The sequence below is a fragment of the Bradyrhizobium sp. UFLA03-84 genome (assembly GCF_002289535.1).
GTDB lineage: Bacteria > Pseudomonadota > Alphaproteobacteria > Rhizobiales > Xanthobacteraceae > Bradyrhizobium > Bradyrhizobium viridifuturi.
This window is the reverse complement of sequence record NZ_NSJY01000011.1, coordinates 177,229-198,556: the sequence shown is the minus strand read 5'-3', so window position 1 is coordinate 198,556 and position 21,328 is coordinate 177,229. Positions and strand designations below refer to the sequence as shown.

The 21,328-nt window shown below is 57.9% G+C and carries 15 protein-coding genes and 4 pseudogenes; 12 read left to right on the top strand and 7 right to left on the bottom strand.

Features of this window, described 5'->3' with window-relative positions; genetic code table 11:
- Positions 1–276 precede the first annotated feature (276 nt).
- The 4 genes and pseudogenes from CK489_RS13215 (at position 277) to CK489_RS40715 (ending at position 3,188) form a co-directional block, all read left to right on the top strand.
- Positions 277–1,367, top strand: a pseudogene (locus CK489_RS13215) (IS5 family transposase).
- A complete protein-coding gene (locus CK489_RS13210; RefSeq protein ID WP_050399930.1) occupies positions 1,367–1,711 on the top strand; it encodes a hypothetical protein in 345 nt (114 codons plus the stop codon). The pseudogene CK489_RS13215 and the gene CK489_RS13210 overlap by 1 nt, the downstream one beginning before the upstream one ends.
- A gap of 237 nt (positions 1,712–1,948) precedes the next feature.
- Positions 1,949–2,809 (top strand): hypothetical protein, encoded by an 861-nt coding sequence (locus CK489_RS40720; protein ID WP_128089703.1) that lies wholly within the window; start codon positions 1,949–1,951, stop codon positions 2,807–2,809.
- A 34-nt stretch (positions 2,810–2,843) separates the two neighbouring features.
- Complete coding sequence (locus CK489_RS40715; protein ID WP_143278142.1) at positions 2,844–3,188, top strand: hypothetical protein; 345 nt, start codon at positions 2,844–2,846, stop codon at positions 3,186–3,188.
- Between the two features lie 1,021 nt (positions 3,189–4,209).
- Here the strand turns inward: CK489_RS40715 and CK489_RS42610 are convergent.
- The 3 genes from CK489_RS42610 to CK489_RS13195 form a co-directional block, all read right to left on the bottom strand.
- The gene (locus CK489_RS42610; RefSeq protein ID WP_050399929.1) at positions 4,210–5,613 is read right to left on the bottom strand and encodes a GGDEF domain-containing protein; all 1,404 of its coding nucleotides are present in this window, start codon (positions 5,611–5,613) and stop codon (positions 4,210–4,212) included.
- A 731-nt stretch (positions 5,614–6,344) separates the two neighbouring features.
- Entirely contained in the window at positions 6,345–6,776 is a 432-nt protein-coding gene (locus tag CK489_RS42900; protein WP_050631661.1) for an IS110 family transposase, read from the bottom strand.
- A gap of 126 nt (positions 6,777–6,902) precedes the next feature.
- The gene (locus CK489_RS13195; RefSeq protein WP_244486440.1) at positions 6,903–7,103 is read right to left on the bottom strand and encodes a cold-shock protein; all 201 of its coding nucleotides are present in this window, start codon (positions 7,101–7,103) and stop codon (positions 6,903–6,905) included.
- Here CK489_RS13195 and CK489_RS41700 point away from each other — a divergent pair.
- Positions 7,020–7,274 (top strand): hypothetical protein, encoded by a 255-nt coding sequence (locus CK489_RS41700; RefSeq protein WP_162240542.1) that lies wholly within the window; start codon positions 7,020–7,022, stop codon positions 7,272–7,274. The genes CK489_RS13195 and CK489_RS41700 overlap by 84 nt on opposite strands.
- 783 nt (positions 7,275–8,057) lie before the next feature.
- Here CK489_RS41700 and CK489_RS13185 read toward each other — a convergent pair.
- From CK489_RS13185 to CK489_RS13175, 3 genes and pseudogenes are all read right to left on the bottom strand, one after another.
- A complete protein-coding gene (locus CK489_RS13185) occupies positions 8,058–8,441 on the bottom strand; it encodes a hypothetical protein (RefSeq protein WP_050403032.1) in 384 nt (127 codons plus the stop codon).
- 222 nt (positions 8,442–8,663) lie between these two features.
- Positions 8,664–8,876, bottom strand: coding sequence for a hypothetical protein (locus tag CK489_RS13180; RefSeq protein ID WP_095732600.1), 213 nt, complete (start codon positions 8,874–8,876; stop codon positions 8,664–8,666).
- Between the two features lie 1,206 nt (positions 8,877–10,082).
- Positions 10,083–10,295, bottom strand: a pseudogene (locus CK489_RS13175) (IS3 family transposase); the annotation flags it as partial.
- A 1,188-nt stretch (positions 10,296–11,483) separates the two neighbouring features.
- Between CK489_RS13175 and CK489_RS13170 the strand changes: the two are divergent.
- The 3 genes from CK489_RS13170 (at position 11,484) to CK489_RS13160 (ending at position 15,089) form a co-directional block, all read left to right on the top strand.
- Entirely contained in the window at positions 11,484–12,242 is a 759-nt protein-coding gene (locus CK489_RS13170; RefSeq protein WP_083992225.1) for an acetoacetate decarboxylase family protein, read from the top strand.
- Positions 12,243–12,537: 295 nt separating this feature from the next.
- Positions 12,538–13,299 (top strand): glucose 1-dehydrogenase, encoded by a 762-nt coding sequence (locus tag CK489_RS13165; protein ID WP_050403065.1) that lies wholly within the window; start codon positions 12,538–12,540, stop codon positions 13,297–13,299.
- 38 nt (positions 13,300–13,337) lie between these two features.
- Positions 13,338–15,089 carry an oleate hydratase gene (locus CK489_RS13160; protein ID WP_050631670.1) on the top strand — a complete coding sequence of 584 codons (1,752 nt, stop codon included), beginning with the start codon at positions 13,338–13,340 and terminating at the stop codon, positions 15,087–15,089.
- Positions 15,090–15,315: 226 nt separating this feature from the next.
- Here CK489_RS13160 and CK489_RS13155 read toward each other — a convergent pair.
- A pseudogene (locus CK489_RS13155) lies at positions 15,316–15,885 on the bottom strand (IS5 family transposase); the annotation flags it as partial.
- A gap of 362 nt (positions 15,886–16,247) precedes the next feature.
- Here CK489_RS13155 and CK489_RS13150 point away from each other — a divergent pair.
- The 4 genes and pseudogenes from CK489_RS13150 to CK489_RS13130 form a co-directional block, all read left to right on the top strand.
- On the top strand, positions 16,248–17,159 hold the full coding sequence (locus CK489_RS13150; RefSeq protein WP_095732599.1) for a carotenoid biosynthesis protein: 912 nt from the start codon (positions 16,248–16,250) through the stop codon (positions 17,157–17,159).
- Positions 17,160–19,632: 2,473 nt separating this feature from the next.
- Complete coding sequence (locus CK489_RS42895) at positions 19,633–19,932, top strand: transposase (protein ID WP_083992226.1); 300 nt, start codon at positions 19,633–19,635, stop codon at positions 19,930–19,932.
- Between the two features lie 174 nt (positions 19,933–20,106).
- A complete protein-coding gene (tnpB, locus tag CK489_RS42890; protein ID WP_157860898.1) occupies positions 20,107–20,253 on the top strand; it encodes an IS66 family insertion sequence element accessory protein TnpB in 147 nt (48 codons plus the stop codon).
- 192 nt (positions 20,254–20,445) lie between these two features.
- A pseudogene (locus CK489_RS13130) lies at positions 20,446–21,299 on the top strand (IS66 family transposase); the annotation flags it as partial.
- Positions 21,300–21,328 lie beyond the last annotated feature (29 nt).

Sequence of the window (21,328 nt, the reverse complement as noted above, 5' to 3'; positions counted from 1 at the left end):
CGATTGCTCCGCATGGCGATCGTCGTGCTTAGCGACTGGAGGAGTCGTTTTCGCCTCGAAGCCGATCTGATCTGGCCAATCCGGCCTGCTCGCTTCGCTGACGCAGCACGCCGAAGGCACGTTCGAACCTACCGACGCCCCGCTCGGTGCCCAGTTCGAACTTGAGGGAACCCGGGCGCCGAGTCGGTCACCAAGACTAGCAGGCTGTTGAAAAAGGTGGTCGCCGCCGACCGACGATCATGATTCATTGGCTCCGACGAGATTCGGAGACGGTGCGTGCGCGGCGGCGACAATCGAACGGGCGATTTGTTCAGCTACGTCGACCTGGAAGCAAGGGTGCGGCGTGATCATCCGCTGCGAGGGATCCGGACGATCGTGAACGAGGCGCTGGCGGCGCTGGAGCACGATTTCGCCGCCCTTTATTCGCCGATTGGACGGCCGTCGATCCCGCCGGAGAAGCTGCTGCGGGCGATGCTGTTGCAGGCGTTTTATTCGATCGCTCGGAGCGACTTCTGATGGAGCGGTTGGAATATGATTTGCTGTTCCGCTGGTTTGTCGGAATCGGCGTCGACGATGCAGCCTGGGACCATTCGGTATTCTCGAAGAACCGCGACCGGCTGCTGCAAGGCGACATCGCGGCGAAGTTCCTGGCGGCGGTGCTGGCGCAGCCCAGGGTGAAGAAGCTTCTGTCGAGCGATCACTTCTCGGTCGACGGCACGCTGATCGGGGCGTGGGCCTCGATGAAGAGCGTCAAACCGAAGGATAGCTCCGGCGAGCCGCCGGCCCAAGGCGGCGGGCGCAATGCTGAAGCGAACTTCCATGGCCAGAAGCGCTCCAACGACACCCATGCTTCGACCACCGATCCGGAGGCCAGGCTCTACCGCAAGGGAAAAGGCAAGGAGACGAAGCTGTGCTTCATCGGGCACGGGCTGATGGAGAACCGCCACGGCTTGCTGGTCGACGCCTGCCTGACGCAGGCCGGTGGGCATGCCGAACGGGTGGCTGCGCTGCACATGATCGAGCCTCGTGCCGATCGACCGACAGCGATCACGCTTGGTGCCGACAAAGCCTACGATGCAGAAGACTTCGTCAACGAGCTGCGCTCGATGAACGTGACGCCGCATGTTGCGCAGAACACCAACGGCCGCAGCTCTGCGATCGACGGACGTACGACACGGCACGGCGGCTATGTGGTCAGCCAGCGCATCCGCAAGCGCATCGAGGAGGCATTCGGCTGGATCAAGACGATCGGCGGGCAAGACAAGACCCGCTTCCGCGGCCGCGATCGGGTCGGATGGGCCTTTACCTTTGCTGCCGCCGCCTACAATCTGGTGCGGTTGCCCAAGCTGATCGCGGAGGCCGGCTGATGGCCAAAGTGCCCGGCTTCGCCAAGGCTTTTGCCGGCCGCTGGCGCATCGTCGAAATGGACAACTGGGACAGCGACTTCCTCGATCTTGTCGGAGAGGCGCATCTCACCTTCCGGGGCAAGTCCGATGGCGAAATAGCGTTTGGGGCTCTCAAGGGCTTCCTGGATGCTCGCTACGGCACCCGCGACGGATCGGCCTGCGCCGAGTTCTCATGGGAGGGGCACGACGAGAATGATCCGTCCTGTGGTCGCGGATGGGCCATGATCGGCTCTGCCGGCAGGCTCGTTGGCCACTTCTACATCCACAATGGCGACGATTCAGCCTTCGTTTGCGAACGCGGCTGAGTTCTTCAACGGCCTGCTAGATGACGCCTTCGCAAATACGCGAACCTCGTGAAGTTTTGCACTCGGCAACACAAGTAAAGTGCCGCTTACGCTCGGGCAATTGCGCGGGACTATTCTCTTTATCGGGCGAGGTCGCGGACGCTCCTATCAGTATCAGGAGGTGATCTGCCCCCTATACGAGGTAACCTCGCTATCGCTGGTTTCGCGACTCATCTGCCTTGCTTGACGGAGGCTAATATGACAACGGTGGTAACGCTGGACGTGTTTTCGGGTAACGCGAACCCGAGTTGGCAGCTGACGGCCGCACAAGAGAAAGAACTTGACGAACGGATCAGAGCCTCATCGACGTTCACCCACTCGAGGCCGTCAGGGGTCGTCGGCGGATTAGGGTACCGCGGGTTTCATATCGCGCAGCACGTCGAAAGCTTGACCGGGCCGAAACGCCTGTTTGTGCACGAAGGCATCCTCGATCGAGGCCTTGGCCTTGCCAACTACGTTGCGGATTCCGACATTGAGGACTGGCTAATCACCACATCGGGGAGCGCCATAAACGACGAAGTCCGCCGGCACGTCACTTCGCGCACTGCCACCCATGCTCAGGCTAGGTTTGAAGGCAATTTGGCGGGCGCACCTTCATGCCCGCAATGTCGCGCCGTTGATGCGCCAGCCTACAACCCGGGCCTCTGGAATGTTCCCAACATTCAGCCTTACAACAACTGCTATAACTACGCGAACAACAACGCGACAAATACCTTCGCTCAGCCAGGTCGCGCCAGTGGACACCCCGCGACAGCCATGGCTTGCAGCAATGTGAGTGCCGCAGCTCAATCGGATGGATTGAAACCGGCAGCGAACTTCTCGAGTCCCTTGGCCGCAGGTTCCGGCTGGTACGTGGCTCTGGTCGTTTGGCCGAACAATGACTATCATTGGTATCGACAAGACAACGTTGGATGTTGGTCGCATAAGCCGGGCCAAACGGCAGCGAGGAACGTCGACAATGCTGGCGCTGCAATTTCGGATCCGAGGACTTGCAATCGCGGCCCTTATACCGATTTCTGTACTTACATGGTCACAAGCCGAAGCGTTCATATCCGATAAGGCTTGGCCCGAGCCCCGGCAAGCTAGGAACTCGATGGAACAGCTACCCGATCGCGCTCAGGTAGAAATTGACATTTTTTCTGGCCGTCCCAACCCAACGTGGAAGCTTGGACGCACAGATACGACTGCCCTTCTAAAACTGCTCAAAAAAGTAAGGAAAGTAGAGACTGCTGCCGGTGGGGCGGGCGAACTCGGCTTTCGCGGCTTTAAGGTGAGCTTTAAGACGGGGGGGTCTGGACGAGAACTCCGTGTCAAGGGCAACTCCGTGTCCGATGGCGCTCAACATTTCTCTGACGATCGTAGGATAATCGAAAAATTTCTTTTGGCGAAGATGCCGCGTGAGCTTCACGTTCGGTTTCTGAACGTCTTACCTCGTTAGCCCTCACTTCTCACGCCATCGATTGGCACGAAGTTGCTGTGCTAGCAGTCTAGTGGCGCGATGCGATACGCTGCGTCGTACACGCATGAATCGCCGGACGATCAATCTTCGTGTTTATTCCGGCAGGCTAGAACAATTTCCGATCACGTTACGTCGGCAGAGATCGAGCATAGTGCGCGCTGCGGCGACCCGCACGCCCCGTGACAACGTCGGTTAGGCTGATAGGAAAGTTTGTCAAGACGTTGCCCCCAAGCAGTGCAAACTTCTTTCGACATGCCGGGTACGCGTAGTGATCCACATACAGTTGAAAACGCTCCCAAGTCTCCTAAACTACCTCAATTTAATACACCATCAATTCAAACGGAGCACAGCTACGGCCTCGAACCTCTCGATCTCCGCCTCCGATGAGTGAGAGTATTGGAAGGGGGTCGAACATCTGGACGGCCCCGCCCTGTGAGCACACGTTGATGAAACCTCATCGTGCGCAGAGGATTTAAGTTACCCTGCAACTTCAACCTCGAGATCCGTAGCGCGCAGGCCCGATAGTGGTACCAAGTTCATAGACATACACCAAGATCGAGGCGAGAACGACGCCCTCAAAAAGAGCTATGGCATCTCTTGTGGCAGAACTACGCCAGTCGAACCAATCAGCGTGCAATACCCCTGATCGGGGCGTTCGCACACTCATGACAGCCGAACCTTCGCTGACCACGTCGTCGATATCGATCGTCGAGTGAATATTTTCCGCGTCCAGTCGACGCAGAAGTCACCAGAACGCTCCTCGAAACGAAGACTGTTGAATAATGCCGTACCAATCGCCGACATGACAACTCTCGGCAAGTTAGTGGTCCAATTCTAATATTGGCATCCTCCTGCGGCGAACTCATACGCGAATGTTGAAAATTGATGAATCACTAGCGAATGGCAATTTGAAGTCCTGGGTCCGAGTTGGAGAATGAAGCCGAGTAACTATCGTCACGGCGCGGAACGTCAGGGGCTACGCGCGTGAATGAACGATGGCCTACCCGACAATCACACGATTGCGTCCCTCAAATTTTGCGCGATAAAGCCGCTGATCGGCGACGTTCAGGAATCCGTCAAGCGTGTCTCCATCGCGCCCGAACTCCGACACCCCAACGCTGATGGTGACGCCAACCGACGGCTGGGCTCCGACGTCGAACGCAGCGCCTTCGATGGCTGATCGAAGGCGCTCGGCTACCGCGCAAGCGGCGTCGAGCGTCGCGCCCGGCAGCAACACCATAAATTCTTCACCTCCCACGCGCGCGACAGAGTCGTAAGGGCGGATCGCCTCCAGACACTTTCGGACGAATGCGCGGAGGACCTCATCGCCGACACTGTGACCACGTGAGTCATTGATATCCTTGAAATGATCGAGGTCGATCGACAGCAGAGATAATGGAGCTCCGCTTCGTTTGGCCCGCGTGATCTCGTTGCTGATTTGCTCGATGAAATGGCGCCGATTTCCGGCACCGGTCAGTGGGTCGGTGGCGGCAAGGCGTTCCAACCGTTGATTGCTCAGTTGCAATTGCTGGAGCGCCCTTTGCGTCTCGGCCATCGACTCGGCCAGGCGGGCAGTCATTTCTTCCTGGCTGTAGATGGTCGAGAATGATTGCGTCGTTCGGAAAGCCTGCGCAACGCCATAGCTGAGCAGGAAGAACCCGCCAGCGAAGATCGCGTGGGCGAGCCACCACATATGGTTCCAGGGCGCCGCCAGAATGAATGCGAGCGACGATAGGGCAAACCACGCGACCGAAATACCGAAAATGAGCATGAGCGGCGCCTGAATCCGTCGCATCAGCATGGCCGCAACGTTCAACGCGCTGAACACCAGTGCGCCACCTTCCATGGACAAGCGTACCGCGGCATGCCCCGCATAGGGGGAGTAGGCGATCAGGCCGACGGCGATGTCCATCGTCAGGAACAGACCGATCCACATCAGCCATGTGCGCGTATCGGAGCGCTTCTCGACCTCGTCTGAGGGCTGGTCATAGCTGAACAGCCCAACGAAGAGCAGAATCGACATCGCAAGACGCGACGCCGGCCCATAGAGAAGAAACAACCAAATATTGCGGTGTGCCATCCCGGTGAAGGCGCCGTGGGGCGAATAGATCAGCACGAAGCCGAGAAAACCCAGGGTCAACCAACGCAACAGAGGTTCACCTGAAGCTTGGTAGCAACGCCACGTCACATAGGTGACAAACAGCCCTTCGAGGGTGGCGACGGCAATCGCGAATTCGTGGAATAGGTGATTCTCGAATTTTAACGCGGGATCCTGCTGGAAAAACAGGTAGGCGATGAACTGGGCAGGCATCAGGGCGAAGGCGACGAGGAGAAGGCTCACGTACGCCTGTGTGACCAGCCGGAGCGTGTTGGTCGCTTCGTGCACCACAAGGTTGGTGCTCATATGCATATACCGTCTGTCATGATGCCTGCGGCCGTCTCATGAATTCTTGGCGTCTCGGAGAGATATGCTCCTCCCAGAGCACCTTCAGTCACTGCTGTACTTCCCAGATGAAAAACCATGATTCGTCGCGGCCGGAAGGCCAGTCAACAACTTGGCGCGCGCGATCACCGCTGCACTGTGCAGACCGATGGCAGGAACTCCAGCTTTTCGTCCATCTGTGCTGCACCCCGTCGAGCAGGCGGCGGCGCCGACAGGAGTGGCCAGCTCCCGCCGCCGTGGGATCAATGCGCCGTGGCCTGCGTTTACGTATACGCCCCCACCACGTTCAGGCCACCCGCTCCGCTGAAGGTCCGGTCGTCACGGTCTGTAAGGCGTTCGAGAACTCGCCATCGGAAGACGAGGAAATCACGAGCCCGTTGAGAAACGGACTCTGCGTAGCGTACCTCGACGGTCTGCCCGCCAGTAGCGCCACCGCGACGATCTGTCCGTTACTGATTCGGCTCCGGGCCAACACGCGTGATGAGCAATACGGCAAGCGTCGCAGCTTTGATTGACGATTTTTGTAGGCTCATCTGCAATCTCCTTAGTCTGGGATGTCCCCGCAGTGCTCGACCGAGGCCATTAGGATACTTAAGCTTGTTGTGTTAGCCGCCTGCCAACCCTTGTAGGTTGCCTGACGCAATCTGCAGACTTGAAGAAGGAGGAATTACTCGATACGGAATTACAACACGTTATGACGGAAAGTGCAGGATGGCGCGCAGATCCTCGGCCGGGGCATGAGTGGCTGGCAACACCATGTTTACGTGCGCGACTCGTCGTGTACCGATGATCAGGAGGCGCCGTAGCGTGCGTTCGCCCATCTTGGATGTTCCGTCGAACTTTTGCTTGCCACCTGTCGATCTTTGACGAGGCGTGAAGCCGAGCCAAGCGGTGAAGTCACTGCCCCTGGCGATGGTGTCGTCCGGCGGTGCCAGAGCGGCGATCGCAGTGGCAGAGATTGGACCGATACCGGGAACGGTCATCAGCCTGCGCAATACCTCGTCCTCGAACGCGTCGCGCGATCTCCTTGTCGAGATCTGCGATTTTACCGTTGAGGCCGGCGAGCAGAATAAGGCGTAGGCCGATTCGGGAAGCGAGCTGGCGTCGATCAGGTCGGCAAGCATCGCTACATGCGATGGACCTTGCGGGCGAGCCTCGCGCGATCCGGCATGATTGTACTAAGAACCTGCGAGACTTCGTTGTTCAGCACGACCGAGATGCCGCTCTTATGATCGCTCATGAGTCACTCGTCACTCAGCGATCCGCACGTCGCGCGCTCGCATCCGGCCCGATCGCGGGTCGAGCTTGACCTCGAACGAGACGCGCGCACCCACCTCGGGCACCGTGCTCAGCGGCAGCGCAGATGCATGGAGGAATACGTCAGCACCGCCATCATCTGGCGCGATGAAGCCAAAGCCGCGATCGTCAATCCATTTCTTAATCGTACCCATTGCCATCGTCGTTCAGTTCCTGAGTTGAAGTGGCCGCGCGTGTTGCAGTTCATCCGCGCTGACATCATGACACCGCGCCCGAATCGCGAAATATTCGCCGCACGGCGCATGTCGCGTCATCAGCCACGATTGCTGTCTGCTGCGGCGGAAGCTCTCATTCCGCCGATTTGAAGTCGCTTCACGAGCTCGACGAGCGGCGGCACCATCATCTTGACATTGTTGCCAAACCAATAGCGCGCCCCAGTCGCATCAAGTGGCTCACGAAGCAGGTCGTCATGCAGCGAGCTTAGATACAGCACCTGAACAAACCACGGTCTGGCTGCGCGCCCCCGCCTCAATCCGACAATTGCTGCGATACGCCGTCTTCGGCGGCGCGGATTTTGCACGACAACCCTTGAGCTGCTGGTGTTTGTCAATCGCCACCGAACGGAGCTCGACCAAGGCGCAACCGCGAACGTACCATGACGCAAAAGCAGATCAACATAACGGCCATCTTGGTAATGGCAGGCTGGACCGCATTCTGTCTCTATGTGGGCTGGTACTAACGTGAACTCCGTTATCATTCGCGATCCTAGAAGAGAATTCCGCTTCGCATGCCCGAGAGAGTGGCTGGTAACACCATGTTTACGTGTGCGACTCGTCTGATCTAGTCCCATATACGCCTTCAGGACCATCATGACTCCTTCTATTCTATCCGCCCCAACCCCTGAGTGCCCTGGGGTGTAAGCCTTGCACCAACCAGCTCTCTCGAAGACTTCCCCACTTTGATCCATTCGCTTTTGACCGGTCAAGTATCAAGCATTTTGGGCAATTGGTTCGAGACGCACCGCTGCGGAATTCGGGTCGCACTCGGCCTCTTGTGGCTATAGCCAGTGGTCTGAAGGGCTCCAAGACGCTGGCGAATGGTCGTAAACCGGAAATCATCATGCGCGAAGGCTGGTAATGTTCATCGCTTCACCGTCCAAAGCTACCGACGTCGTAGCAGGCCCAAGCCCAAGCCGTCGTATTGGGAGCAATTTTGCTCGCAGCAGCAACTGCTGCCACTCCAGCAATCCTGCAGTCTGATAGCGTCGCCATGTGGCCCTCTAGGATCGTTACTCTGCCATCCTCTTTCTGCATGTAGGCAACGATGCCTAACGCGCCCGACAACCCTTGCTGGAGAGTAGTGTCGTGGCAGACATAGGCGGCAGAAAAGCCGGGCTTCAATGTCGCAGCCTTGATCGCTGACTCGCCCATCTTCCGGCACTCATCTATATTTTCTGAGGGCTGAGCAGTGATGTTGATCGTGGCTAAAACGCCAAGGTGCGTCGAAGCGATGATTACGACGAGCGGCGGCATGGCGGACCTCACCTCAGTCATTTCGGCACGTTGGCGCTGAGCGCATTAGGCCGTCGAAGACGGATGGGGGCGGCCATTGCGCAGGCTTTTCGCCTTGGTCGATGTCTTCGACCGATCTATTTGACCGCATGTACAGCCGCCATGCTCTGCAGACCACATGAACAACAGAGACAGCCGCCTCCGCGATGAGAATGGTGTAACTTCGAGAGGTTGGGTTGATGATCATGGCCGTTGCTTTTCATGTGCGGCGTCGGAGATGATCGTAAGCAGCCTAAAGAGCGTGAGCGGATGCTTGCGTATGAGTTCGGTGCTCGCCACCGTAAACTCGTCAGGGCCGCCGCGCTCGCGAATGGTCTCTCGAAGTACGGCCAGTTTGGCGGGATCGGCAGAGCGAATGGCGGCCTCGAAGGCGGGTATGAATTTGAGCCTGTCCATTTTCTGCAGACCTCCCTGAGTGATTGTCAGAGCCAACCGAGGGCGTCTGTTCTGGTGGCTCGCTTCTCGCCATAAGCTCCGCGATCGTGGCAAGCGCTACGCTCATTTCGGTTCGCCCCTCAGACCATTCTCGCAGCACCGCAACAGCGTTCTCGAAGGCCTGCTCATAGGTCATGGCATGATCTCCGCGAAGGGCGCATTCAGCCGCGCGGGCATGTAGTCCTGCGGGGGACGCACGGACGGCTTAAAAGGCTGTCCGTGCGAACTTACGCTGGGCTCGGCGTCCCATGGGATGCGCGAAAGAAGAGCAGCCAAGCCCACGGCTCCTCAGCAAGCGCCGTGCCATAAGGTTAGGTGCAGGTGCGCGGCCGACTACTCGCACTTTCAGAAAAGCGCACGGACGACGTGAGGGCCGCCCGTGCGTGAAGTTGCTGTCGAGACCTGGCCGTCTTGGCGAGGGCATCACTCAAGCAGCCAAGCCCACAGATGTCTCAGCAACCAGCGTGCCAAATCGAACTAGAATGCAATGAAGGAAAGCAAATAACGAGATTGCAAGACTTCTGACGCGGATATCGTTCAAGCCGGCGTGATTGCGTTGGTCTTCTGCTTTGAGGGCCGTCTAGGTAGCGAAATGGTCCTTTGAAGCTCTGCAAGTGTATCAAGCACGTCGGTCATCGAGATGTTCCCTTCGCACCATTCGTCGAGCGCCTTTTTGGCTTTCTTCAAGGCCTCTTTACGGCTAATCACGGCAATTCCTCCGAGTTCGTACGGCTGAAGAAGATGCACGGGCGGCCGGGTCTAAAAACCGCCCGTGCGTGGCTGCGCTATGAAAGGCTTGGCTGTCCATGGGAGGTCAACGTATGAACATCCAGGCCCGTGCATGCCTCAGCAATCAGCGTGCCAAAGCCGTTGCAGGATGCATGCGGTAGGGATGGTGCACTTTCATCCCACGTCGGGCGCGGCTCACGGCCCATTCGTGACGAAATTCCGACATGGCCGTCATCAGTCGGACGCAACTGTATAAGATCGAACAACGAGACAGACAGAGAACTGTGCTCAGTGACGCCGAGGGCGCGGGATGATTGGATCAACCTCATCGCGGTTTAGAGCGATCAACTCACCAGGCTTTAAATCGAGCCGCTGCAACTGCCTCTCTTCGAGCGGGCAGTCTAGCATGGAGCTGCTGCCGGCTTCGTAGCCGCTCAGTTAAGCTAATCCCACCTTTCGCTCGAACTCAACCGGGCTGAGATTGCCGATCGCCGAGTGCCGTCGGGTGGCGTTGTAGAACCGCTCAATGTAGTCGAAGACATCTGCTCCGGCCTCATTCCTGGTTCGATAAGTTTTGCGTGCGGTGCGCTCCGTCTTGAGCGACGAGAAGAAGCTCTCCATCGCCGAGTTGTCCCAGACGTTGCCCGCTCGACCTCCTCGACCGAGCTTTCCCGCCTCCGGTAGCACTCGATAATCGCCGTTTTTGCAGGGCGACAACTAGAGTAGAAGCACTCTTTGTCGCGGCGACCAAGTCCCTCTTGGGAGTGCCAAGTCGCGCTGGCCCAGTCACCTGCTCAAGGACAGAACCGAATCGGCCCGTCGGATTCGGTGTGCGTGGCCGAAACTCATAAATGTTTGACCGCTCGAAGCAAGCCGGCAGATTTGCAGCGTGGTTAAAGTTAAAGCTAGTTCATGCGCCGGATCACTGCCTGGAATTTGATACCGTCGGTCCATATGGCATGAAGGATGACGGCCACTCTGCGAGCGAGAGCTTGGCCTTTTGGTACCGACGCATTTGGCCAGCTTGCTGCCCCAGTGGTTCAACTACCCATCTCTCCGTGCTTGCTGCGATATTGCCGTGATAGCGGCTTTCCCTGCACACTCGCTCCGAAGCATAACGCGATGGTTTTTGCGCTTACGTTGAACGTCACCACCTTCGGCCAGCTTAGCGCTATCTGCGCTGGCTTCAGTAACAGCAGTTCACCCCGCGCATCAGATCGCCCTCCAGGAGATGGTCGAGGCAGTTCGCTTCGAACGGGAGCGAGTCTAACATCTTGCGCAGAGTTGGTCGGCTGCCAGACTTCATGACGCAACAAGTCGGCCGGTAAGCGCCTCAATCGCGAGGCTGGCACGCAACTTGCTGCGCTACGCCATCACCGAATTCCGCTCAAACTACCACTCGCCCGGTGATGTAGGGCGAACTCGCGTCCGGCGAGTCCGCTTGTTCAAAGATGAATGCTGGTGTGTTCGCAATGAAACCACACGTTCGAGCTGCTGCGGCAGAAACCGCATTTGCGCACGGCCTCCGCCGGATATTATGAGCGTCTACGAGCATGAAACTCGTGGCTACAGTACGACGGGCGCCTCCGGACGCGGGATAGCGCGAACGTATTCGGCTACGATCCTTTTGTCGCATCGTTCTCCCAAAGGCGTGAAGCTCTAGCTTCTGGACGAATCCATAGCTCGGTCTCGCAGAAGACGACCGCAAGGTCCGCGGTCGTGAACCAGGATCAGGATGGGGTCTCGCGAAGATCATAACGGATGACCACTATCGTGCGTCCTCCGCGATCTCGCGAACTCCACCAAGCGCCCGCGGGGCGCTCTACCGGAGGATAATTAATGACTGAAATCAGAGGTATTCCGTTCGACGCGCCCCTTTATCACGGCGATGAAGAGCATGACAGCGCGTTTCTTAACTGCCAAGCCGTTCAAGCCATCTTCACAATTGCAAGCGACGTGGAGCGGCTATTACCAAAGCAGCTAGTTCCTGCAGCGAATCCCCCACTGGGCGTCGTAGGTATAGCAAGTTACGGCTCAAGCATCGTCGGACCATATCTGGAGCAGTATTCTGGAATCGAGGTTCGTGATCCTGGTGGGCAGACCGGCTTCTATATTCCTTACATCTATGTGACCGCGAACGATGCTGCCCTCGCCTCCGGACGAGAGGGGCTCGGAGCTCCCAAAAAGTTTGCACACATCGCATTGACTCGAGAGGGCGGCTTAATTCAAGGGACACTTGAGCGTCCGGCAGGCAAGCGTCTGCTGACCATAACTGCTCAGCCAGATTCGCGCCTGAGAACAGCAGCCCGACAGATGTGCTCGACACACACCAACTTCTATTCGATACGGCATTTGCCTCCAATAACGCCATCCGGAAAAGGAGCTGCAACACAGCTCGTCAAGTGGTGCACCGACCGAACATTCCGGCGAGATGAGTCGGGCGAAGAAGTACTATTCACGGGTCCTGTTTCTCTGACTTACGACTCTCCCTCCGTCATCGATCCCGTGCACAATTTGGCCGTTGGCCAGATCATGCTTGGCACTTACGAGGAGTATGATGCCAAGCTGCGATCTGTCGATCTCCTTTCGAACGCGTGAACCGCCCCCTCCCCTTCCGTTCAGAAGAAGCTCGCAAGATATGGCGAACTGAGTTCCGCCCGAGCTGCCGCTCGCTTCTTGCCTCCGTCTCAACCAATGTCCGGCTGAGCCCATGATGTCGGAAGTGTAACACGACGGCCGAGTGGGTCGCTGCGATACGATCAATGTAGCGGCCCGATTCGTCTAACCAATCAGCCTGCTTTTGGCATGCGCATTGCTCTTGTCGATTTGTTGCACATCGTTGGCAGCGCCGTACCAAGCTAACTGATCGATGGCCCCGGGCGAGGACCCTATCATGGGACGTGTGAACGAGAAGGTCATTCTGGTGACTGGTGCGGCGCGAGGAATGGGAGCGGCCCATGCCCGTTTGTTGGTTTCAGAGGGCGCGCGAGTCGTAGTCACTGATATCCTTGATGAGGACGGAGAGGCTCTCGCTTCCGAACTGGGAAATGCCGCCATCTATGTGCACCAGGATGTTAGCGAGCCGAAATCGTGGGCAATGGCAGTTGCGGCCGCAGAGAGCAAATTTGGCGCCTTACAAGGGCTCGTCAACAATGCGGGTGTCGCCAGCATGGCTCCGATCGAACAATTTTCACTCGATCAATGGAATAGGACTCTGGCGGTTAATCTTACCGGCGTGTTCCTCGGCATCCGGGCCGCTCTACCAGCAATCCGGCGCGCGGGCGGAGGTTCTATCGTCAACGTCTCATCGATCGAGGGGCTACGAGGCAGCCCCGGCCTTCATGCTTATGTCGCCTCCAAGTTCGGCGTGCGTGGTGTCACCAAGTCTGCCGCGCTGGAGTGCGCGGCCTCCGGCGTGCGCGTTAACTCGGTTCATCCTGGGCTCGTCGCCACGACGATGACTGAGAGATTGGACCCGGCCCTTTTCCCCATTCCATTGGGACGAGCTGCCCAGCCGATCGAAGTGTCTCAGGCGATCGCATTCCTGCTTAGCGACGAGTCAAGCTATATGACTGGTGCTGAGATAGTCCTTGATGGTGGCTTGACAATCGGCGTCCCGCATCAACACGCGGCGCCGGAGCACATGTTTTCATGACCCCCATGGACGTGCTGACCAAGCGGAGGAAACAAGCTATGTATTGCAGCAGCGGAAACTACGAAGCCTTTGCCCGCCCTCGTAAGCCCGTTTCTGTGGACAAGAAGACTGCTTGGTTCATCGGTGCTGGTCTAGCGGCACTTGCCGGTGCGGCGTTCCTCATTCGCGATGGACATATGCCAGGCAACCGAATCACAATTCTCGAACGGCTGACGTTGCCGGGCGGTGCGCTCGACGGCGCCAAGCAGCGAGAGAGAGGATTCGTCATTCGGGGTGGTCGGGAGATGGAGGACCATTTCGAGTGTCTATGGGATCTGTTCAGGTCGATCCCATCGCTGGAACTGGAAGGCGCCAGCGTGCTCGATGAGTTCTATTGGCTGAACAAGGATGATCCGAACTACTCGTTACAACGAGCGACTGTGAATAGAGGGCAGGATGCCCATACAGATGGCCTCTTCAGCCTGACCGGCAACGCGCAAAAAGATTTGATCGCCATCTTTCTTGCGGACCCTCGGGACATGGAGAAGAAACGCATCGATGAAGTCTTTGGGCAGGATCTTCTGAACAGCAATTTCTGGCTTTACTGGCGCACAATGTTCGCCTTTGAAGAATGGCATTCCGCGCTGGAAATGAAGCTTTACCTCCATCGATTCATCCATCACATTGGCGGGCTCCCGGATTTCCGTACACTGAAGTTTACAAAGTATAATCAGTATGAATCCCTTGTCCTGCCACTGTGCAACTGGCTGGCCAAGCAGGGGGTCAACTTTCAATTCGGCGTCAAAGTCACCGACGTCGATTTCGCGATCCGGCCCGAATACAATCAGGCCACGCGCATCAACTACAAAAGAGACGGGGCCAGCAACGGAATCGATCTCTGCGCCGACGATCTCGTTTTTGTGACAATCGGGTCTTTGACGGAGAACTCCGATACCGGCGATCATCACACGCCCGCCACGCTCAATGAAGGTCCTGCTCCAGCATGGGACCTCTGGCGACGCATCTCGGAAAAAAGCACAGCGTTCGGGCGGCCTGACGTTTTCGGCGGCAACATCCATGCGACTAAGTGGGAGTCTGCGACCATCACGACCTTGGACACGCGCATCCCAGACTATATTCGTAAGATCGCCAAACGTGATCCATTCGGCGGCAAGGTCGTCACAGGCGGCATCGTTACGGTGAAGGATTCGAGTTGGCTGCTTAGTTGGACGGTGAACCGCCAGCCGCACTTCAAGCATCAGCCAAAAGACCAAATCATCGTGTGGCTCTATTCTCTCTTTGTCAACAAGCTCGGTGATTTCGTGAAGAAGCCGATGCAAGACTGCACAGGCGCTGAAGTTACGCAGGAATGGCTATATCACCTTGGTGTGCCCATTGCCGAGATACCGCAACTCGCCGAGACCGGCGCAAAAACGGTTCCAGTCATGATGCCCTACATCACCTCCCTTTTTATGCCAAGGCGAGCGGGCGACCGGCCGGATGTCGTGCCAAAAGGAGCTGCCAATTTCGCGTTCATAGGACAATTTGCCGAGGCGGCCGAGCGAGATTGTGTATTCACAACCGAGTATTCGGTTCGCACCGCGATGGAGGCCGTCTACACCCTTCTCGACATCGAACGCGGGGTGCCACAGGTCTTCAACTCGACCTACGATGTTCGCACAATACTTGCCGCCATCGCTCGACTGCGTGACAGCAAGGAAATCCAAATTGAACCGGTGTCCTTCCGCAAGCTGTTGCAGGAGACGGTTGAGGCTCCCGTCCTGGGAGAATTGCTTAAGGGCATCAAGTGATCTCCAATTAGCGAGAGAAATAACGAAAGAAAAACAGTCGATTGTCTGGCTCAGGGCAGCGCTGCAGCTGGTAAAGCAAAGGTGAAGTTAGCCGCGGATCGAGCATCAGCTCGATGCGCCGGAGACAATCCGCCGCGGCAAGGACAGCGAACTCTGTCAGTGCCGTCATCCAAGACCTGCTTTTCGGTGAGTACCACGCCCCTATTCGGGTGGCGTCCATTGTCATCTAGGACGCGGACTCATTAAGGCGCAGCCATATCCTGATCGACGCGAGTTGAACGAAGGCAAGGTAGTTGGCGCCCAATCTGTCGTAGCGCGTCGCCACCCGGCGACATTGCTTGATCCTGTTGAAGAACCGCTCGACATGGTTGCGAGCGCGGTAGAGATACGGGCTGAAGCAGATCGGACCACTGCGGTTGCTTTTTGGTGGGATGTTGGCCCACGCACCCTTCTTCATGGCGAGCTCCCTGAGCCAATCGGCGTCATAGCCACGGTCGGCAAGCAGCATTGACCCGGATTTCAGACGAGACAGCAGTTTTCCGGCAAGTCGGACGTCGTGGGCCTCGCCGGGACTCAACGCCAGCCGCACCGGGAGACCATTGCTATCGACGACCGCATGGATTTTGCTCGTCAAGCCGCCGCGTGACCTTCCCATCGATTGGCGCCGGTTCCTGGTGATGCAGGCTCCATGCTGATGCACGCGGACAATCGAAGTGTCGATCATCTGGATAGCGGAATCATGGGCAGCGGCAAGCGCGTCAATGATGCGGCCCCAGACACCGGCTCGCCGCCACCTTGATGGCAGTCCATTCATAGTCGGTGAGTTCGTAGCGCATGATTCGAGCCCCGAGTTTCGAAGCTTGAATCATGGGCGTCTGGCAAAACGCAAACGCTTCCAGCTCCCGCTCGATATGCCGGGCAGATCCACCATTTAGTCTTGGCGGCGTACTCACTGTCGAAAGTGGACAAGAGGATTGGATGGTGCCGCTCGTAGCGGTCCAGATCCCACGCGGATTGCAGTAGTTGAAAATGCATGATGCGTTGATGCCTGTTTTATCGACCAGATATCTGATGGGACACGGCGGGCATCTATTTCAAACACTCAGGCCTTGTAGTAGCGTGGCCGTTCATTGCCCCGCTTAACCAACGGATCAACCAGTGACGCCGGATACAGCCACCCGCAGTCGGCTCAGCGCGCAGCAGGAAGCCATGCTTTGGCTGTCCATCGCGGCCATTCTTACAACCGCAATAGGTTTTTCCTGGAATCCAACTCCGTTCGCGCAAGCGCTCGCCGCAATATTTGTCGCCTGTGCGGGGATCCACGCCGTCATCGCCTATGGCACACAACAGGCCTTGATCCTGTTCATTGCTTGCAGTGCCATAGCATTCGCGGTGGAGAACCTTGGTACCGCTACGGGCTTTCCGTTCGGCGTCTATCATTTTGAGGTCGGCGCGGACCTTCCGCATATCGGCCTCATTCCGGTCATCGTCGGGCCGCTGTGGTTTGGCGCGGGCTATTTTTCGTGGACGGTCGCGTCAGTACTACTTGATGGCGCCGATCGTCAGCTCAATCGCCCCTTCAACTTCGTTGCCCTGCCTGTGGTCGCGGCATTCGTGATGACCCAATGGGACCTTGTGATGGATGCCCCCAATGCGACTATCGCCAAGGTCTGGATATGGCACGACGGCGGCGGAATGTTCGGCGTTCCTCTCTCCAACTATCTTGGCTGGCTACTTACGTCTTGGCTGATTTTTCAAGCCTTCGCGCTCTGCCTGCGCCGCGGCGGCGTCCGGCCGGATTCAAGGATGAATCTCAAGCTGCCTGCGACCGGTATCGTTTTCTATGTGGGCGCTGGCCTCACTCACATAGTTCCTTGGATAATGGGACAGACAGGTAAGGCTGTTGACGCTAGGGGGTACGGCTGGCAGGTCCACGACATCCGCGAGGCCACTGTCGCGATCCTGCTATTTACAATGGTCTTCACGGCGTTGCTGGCAGCTCTGCGCCTCCTGCGCCAAGCGAGTTCGAATAACGGGCCAACTACATCAAGCCAGGACGAGACCGCCTGACGTGGGGAGTCGGATTCGGCGACCTCATCCCGGCCGCTGCGTTCGGGGTTATCCCACTTGTCCCATCGTCGGTAAATTGCTCTTCGCGACTTTTGCCGCGTCCGCACAAGAGTGTTCGACAACGAATCGGACCTAGTCGAGATTTTATGAGTACACACCCTAATCTCGCGGCTGGTCCAGCCCCCCTGACTTAGCGTCATTTCCCCCAGACGATCCAATCTCGTTGTTAACGTGATTCCGCGGTGCGCTCGCGATCTGGCTATCATCGCCTGTGGCAGGAGCAAGCGAGCCGTCTGCTCGGACGACCATCTTGCGAGAGAGAGGCACGTCACGCGGCGGAGCAACTGATCGCTCGACTTTCAGCGGGCAGCAGCGAGCAAACGCTGCGATCAGGCGTTGGCGCTGGCGAGCCTTCTCGACAGCCGCCTCTATAGCCGCCTCTTTGGCACGTAGCGCGGCCCGGTGTGCCCTTTGGCGCTTGCGATACCAGACCTGTACTTCAGTTATCGGCCAATGCGCATCGCCGTTCAAAGCCGTCGCACGGGGAAAATTCGGCATTTGCGCCCAACGGGCGATCGTCGCTGGCGTCCTCCTAAATTGCGCAGCGAGCTCGGTCGCTGTCATGTACCCCCCCTCCAGGTCAATTGGAGGCTGTGCAACGTTCTTAGTCTCGATCCCGTCCGTCATTATGTGGATGCCATCACGCTTAACACGATATAAGAAGATCCAAGCTTGCGACGGAATGCACCTGATCGAATGCCACTACAAAGCGAGAAATCATGCTTGCAAGCACCTGGCGTATTAATCCAGACGACGATGGGATCGCCGTGACGGCGCCAGGGCATGCGGTGCGTCTCCAGCGAAGCGATTGGCGGCGACGTCTCGCATCCGACGTCAGGCGCTTGCATTTGACAAGTTCCGTAGGTTCCGGTTGATATCGTAACGAGCGTTAACGCCGCTGCTCATGCTGCCACTTCACCGCGCAACCAACGCAGACGGCCTCAAAAGCTTAAGTTGTAGCGATCCTAGAGGTAACTGCTTGTTCTGGTAGTAGGCAAGGCAGTCATCGCTTTGACCCGGCGCTTCGAACGTATGGTTGCGCGGTTGAGGGCTCAAGCAGCGATAGACGCGCCGAGTCTTACGGCCATAGCGTCAGCCTTCACGACGCAACAGGGCGTGAACCCGCCGATCATCTTGAGCAGCCTAAGGAGCGTAAGCGTATTCTTGCGCACAAGATGCTCGCCACCGTAAATTTATCAGGACCCCGCGCTCGCGGATGGCCTCTCGAAGTTCGGCCAGCTTGGCGGGATCGGCAGATCGAATAGCGACCTCGAAAGCGGGTATAAATTTGAGCCTGTCCATTGGCTGCAGGCCTCCCTGAGTGATCGTCGGAGCCAACCGATGAAGAGAGCGTCCGTTCTGGACGCCCTTCTCGCCATAAGCTCCGCAATCGTGGTAAGTGCGATGTTCATTGCGGTCTGCCCTCAGACCATTCTCGGAGCACCGCAATGGCATTCTCGAAAGCGTGGAACAGGTCATAGCATGATCTCCACGAAGGGGAGCTTTCGCCGTGCGGCTGACTACTCGCGCTTTCAGAAAAGCGCACGGACGATGGGGAGGTGCCGTCCGTGCGAAGTCTCCGGTCGTGACTTGGCCGCCTCGGCGACGACCTCACTCAGGAAGCCAAGCCACAGATGTCCCAGCAACCCACGTGCCATTCGAACTAGAATGCAATGGAGAAAGAGAACAGCGGCTACTAATCGCAGAACTTCCGACGTGGCTATCGTTAAGCCGGCGCGGTTGAGCTGGCTTTCTGTTTTCAAGACGGGCTAGGTAGCGATATGGTGCTTTGAAGCTCTGCAAGTTTGTCAAGCGCGTCGGTCATCAAGATGTGCCATTCGTCGAGCGTCTCTTTGGCTTTCGTAGAGGCTTCATTACGACTAATCACGGCAATTCCTCCGAGGACGTACCGCTGAAAAAAATGCACGGGCGGCCGCGTCGAAGAACCGCCCGTGCGAGGCTGCGCACAGAAGAGCTTGGCTGTCTCATGGGAGGTCAACGTATGAGCATTTAAACAATGCATGCCTCAGCAATAATCATGCTAAGCCATTGCAGGATGCATGCGGTAGGATGGTGCGCCTAATCCCGCGTCGGGCGCTGCTCACAGCCATTCTTTGGCGGCTCCGGACAGGCTGCCCGTCATCAGTCAGACGACTGAATGAGATCGCACGAAGGGATCGGCACTAAGCCGTCCCTCCTGGGCAGCCACGCAAGTTTGTCGAGGATGTTCTGCGGTGCTCCTTCTTTGATCTCTACGCCGTACCCGTAGACCAGCCCATCCTCGTTGGCGATCTCGTGTATAGTATACTCGATTTCATTTTGCTCATCGGGCTTGAGGTCGTAAGCGGCAAAGAGACCCCGTCGGGCGCAGGGGGTTGAGCAATCGGCTATCGGCTGCTGAGTTTGTGAGCCGATGAGCGCTTCTATGTTTACGCCTAGTTCTGGAACTAGAACCCTCCGTATGATCGAAGCGGTTGCCGACTGTCTTGAGGGAGCGCCGCGGCAGCTTCGCCGACGCTGGTCGTACGAGTTTAAGGCCCAAGTCGTGATTGAGGCGCTGGAGCCAAGCGCTAGCGTCTCGGCGATCGCCCGGCGGATCGGCATTCACCCGTGCAGCTGTTCGCCCGGCGTCGCGATGCTCGGCCCGAACGACATTATCGCTCGCGGCACTCGAGTTGCGAGGGTGTGGTGGTGTCTGCGACAGGCGCAGTGATCGAAATTGCTATTAGCGAGATGATCGTGCGCGCCGGCGCGGACGTCGACGAGACGCAGTTGCATCGGGTGATCCGGGCGGCCCGTTCGGCATGATCCCCTCCGGCGTGAAGGTGTACCTGGCCAGCCATCCAGTCGCCTTCCGCAAGGGAATCGACGGCCTTGTTGCGCGCTGGTGCGCGATGCGGGCTCAGATCCGTTCGACGGTGCGCTTTATGTGTTCCGGGCCAAAAAAAGGGCCGACAGAATCAAGATCGTATGGTGGGATGGCTCTGGCGTGTGCCTCTATTTAAAACGGCTTGAGAAGGCGAGGTTCTGCTGACCGCGGATCGGACATCATCGGGTGCAGCTGAATGCTGCGCGGTTGATGGCACTGGTGGATGGGATGGACTGGAAGCGGGTCCGGACCGCGGCGTCGAGCCGCCGGAGATTGTTGGGTAAAAGCACTGCGGCGAAGTGACCAGCGGCCTGAAAGGGCAAGAGAAGCGGAGCAAGATGTGCTCTGGTCGGGTTAATGACGCCGCCCGATCTCAGCCTCCCGAATGACCTAGAGACGCGCTGAAGGCCATGGTACTTGCCATGGCCGAGAAAGCGGCCCACGCCGCTGCTCTGGAGAACGAAGTCGCCGATCTCAAGGCCCGCAATGCCGATGTCGATACGCGCGAGCGACTGACGCAGATCCTGAAGGCTTTCGACCGCGCCCGGTTCGGCCGACGATCGGAAAAGCTCGGCGGCCACCGACGACGATGAACAACAGGCCTTCGTCTTCGAGAAGATCGAGACCGGCATCGCTGCGATCAAGGCCCAGGTCAGCAAAGGCCGTGCGCAAGCGGATAGTAAGCGTGCACCGCGTTGGCGCAAGGGCTTTGCGCTCCATCAGGAGCGGATCGAAACTGTCATTGAGCCGCAAGAGCTGGCGGAGCATGCCGGCAAGCAGAAGGTGCTGATCCGCGAGGACGTGTCGGAGCGCCTGGATGTGGTGCCGGCGAAGTGCCGAGTGATCGTCACGCGCCGTCCCAGGTATGCCTTCAAGAACGCGGACGGTGTGATCCAGGCGCCGGCCCCGGCCCACATCATCGAAGGAGGCATTCCGACGGAAGCGGTTCTGGCCCAGATCGCGGTCGCCAAACATGCCGATGGCCTGCCGCTCTATCGGCAGGAGGCTATCTACGCCCGCGACAAGATCGAGCTCGACCGCCAGCTGATGGCGCAATGGATGGGCAAGCTCGGCTTCATGGCCGACTACATCTCCAGCGAGGTCAAGAAGGCCGAAAGGTCTCTGCCGACGAAACCACCTTGCCGACGCTCGCTCCGGATCGACCAAGACGGCCTACTTATGTCGGGTGGACGCCCCGCCGACGGCATCGATGTGCCAAAGTGGAGTTGTTGAGAACCAC

Coding starts and splice junctions, on each gene's coding strand:
- CK489_RS13210 (WP_050399930.1), top strand. CDS start 1,367: ATGGCCAAAGTGCCCGGCTTCGCCAAGGCTTTTGCCGGCCGCTGGCGC.
- CK489_RS40720 (WP_128089703.1), top strand. CDS start 1,949: ATGACAACGGTGGTAACGCTGGACGTGTTTTCGGGTAACGCGAACCCG.
- CK489_RS40715 (WP_143278142.1), top strand. CDS start 2,844: ATGGAACAGCTACCCGATCGCGCTCAGGTAGAAATTGACATTTTTTCT.
- CK489_RS42610 (WP_050399929.1), bottom strand. CDS start 5,613: ATGAGCACCAACCTTGTGGTGCACGAAGCGACCAACACGCTCCGGCTG.
- CK489_RS42900 (WP_050631661.1), bottom strand. CDS start 6,776: ATGCTTGCCGACCTGATCGACGCCAGCTCGCTTCCCGAATCGGCCTAC.
- CK489_RS41700 (WP_162240542.1), top strand. CDS start 7,020: ATGGAGGAATACGTCAGCACCGCCATCATCTGGCGCGATGAAGCCAAA.
- CK489_RS13195 (WP_244486440.1), bottom strand. CDS start 7,103: ATGGGTACGATTAAGAAATGGATTGACGATCGCGGCTTTGGCTTCATC.
- CK489_RS13185 (WP_050403032.1), bottom strand. CDS start 8,441: ATGCCGCCGCTCGTCGTAATCATCGCTTCGACGCACCTTGGCGTTTTA.
- CK489_RS13180 (WP_095732600.1), bottom strand. CDS start 8,876: ATGGACAGGCTCAAATTCATACCCGCCTTCGAGGCCGCCATTCGCTCT.
- CK489_RS13170 (WP_083992225.1), top strand. CDS start 11,484: ATGACTGAAATCAGAGGTATTCCGTTCGACGCGCCCCTTTATCACGGC.
- CK489_RS13165 (WP_050403065.1), top strand. CDS start 12,538: ATGGGACGTGTGAACGAGAAGGTCATTCTGGTGACTGGTGCGGCGCGA.
- CK489_RS13160 (WP_050631670.1), top strand. CDS start 13,338: ATGTATTGCAGCAGCGGAAACTACGAAGCCTTTGCCCGCCCTCGTAAG.
- CK489_RS42895 (WP_083992226.1), top strand. CDS start 19,633: ATGAGCGCTTCTATGTTTACGCCTAGTTCTGGAACTAGAACCCTCCGT.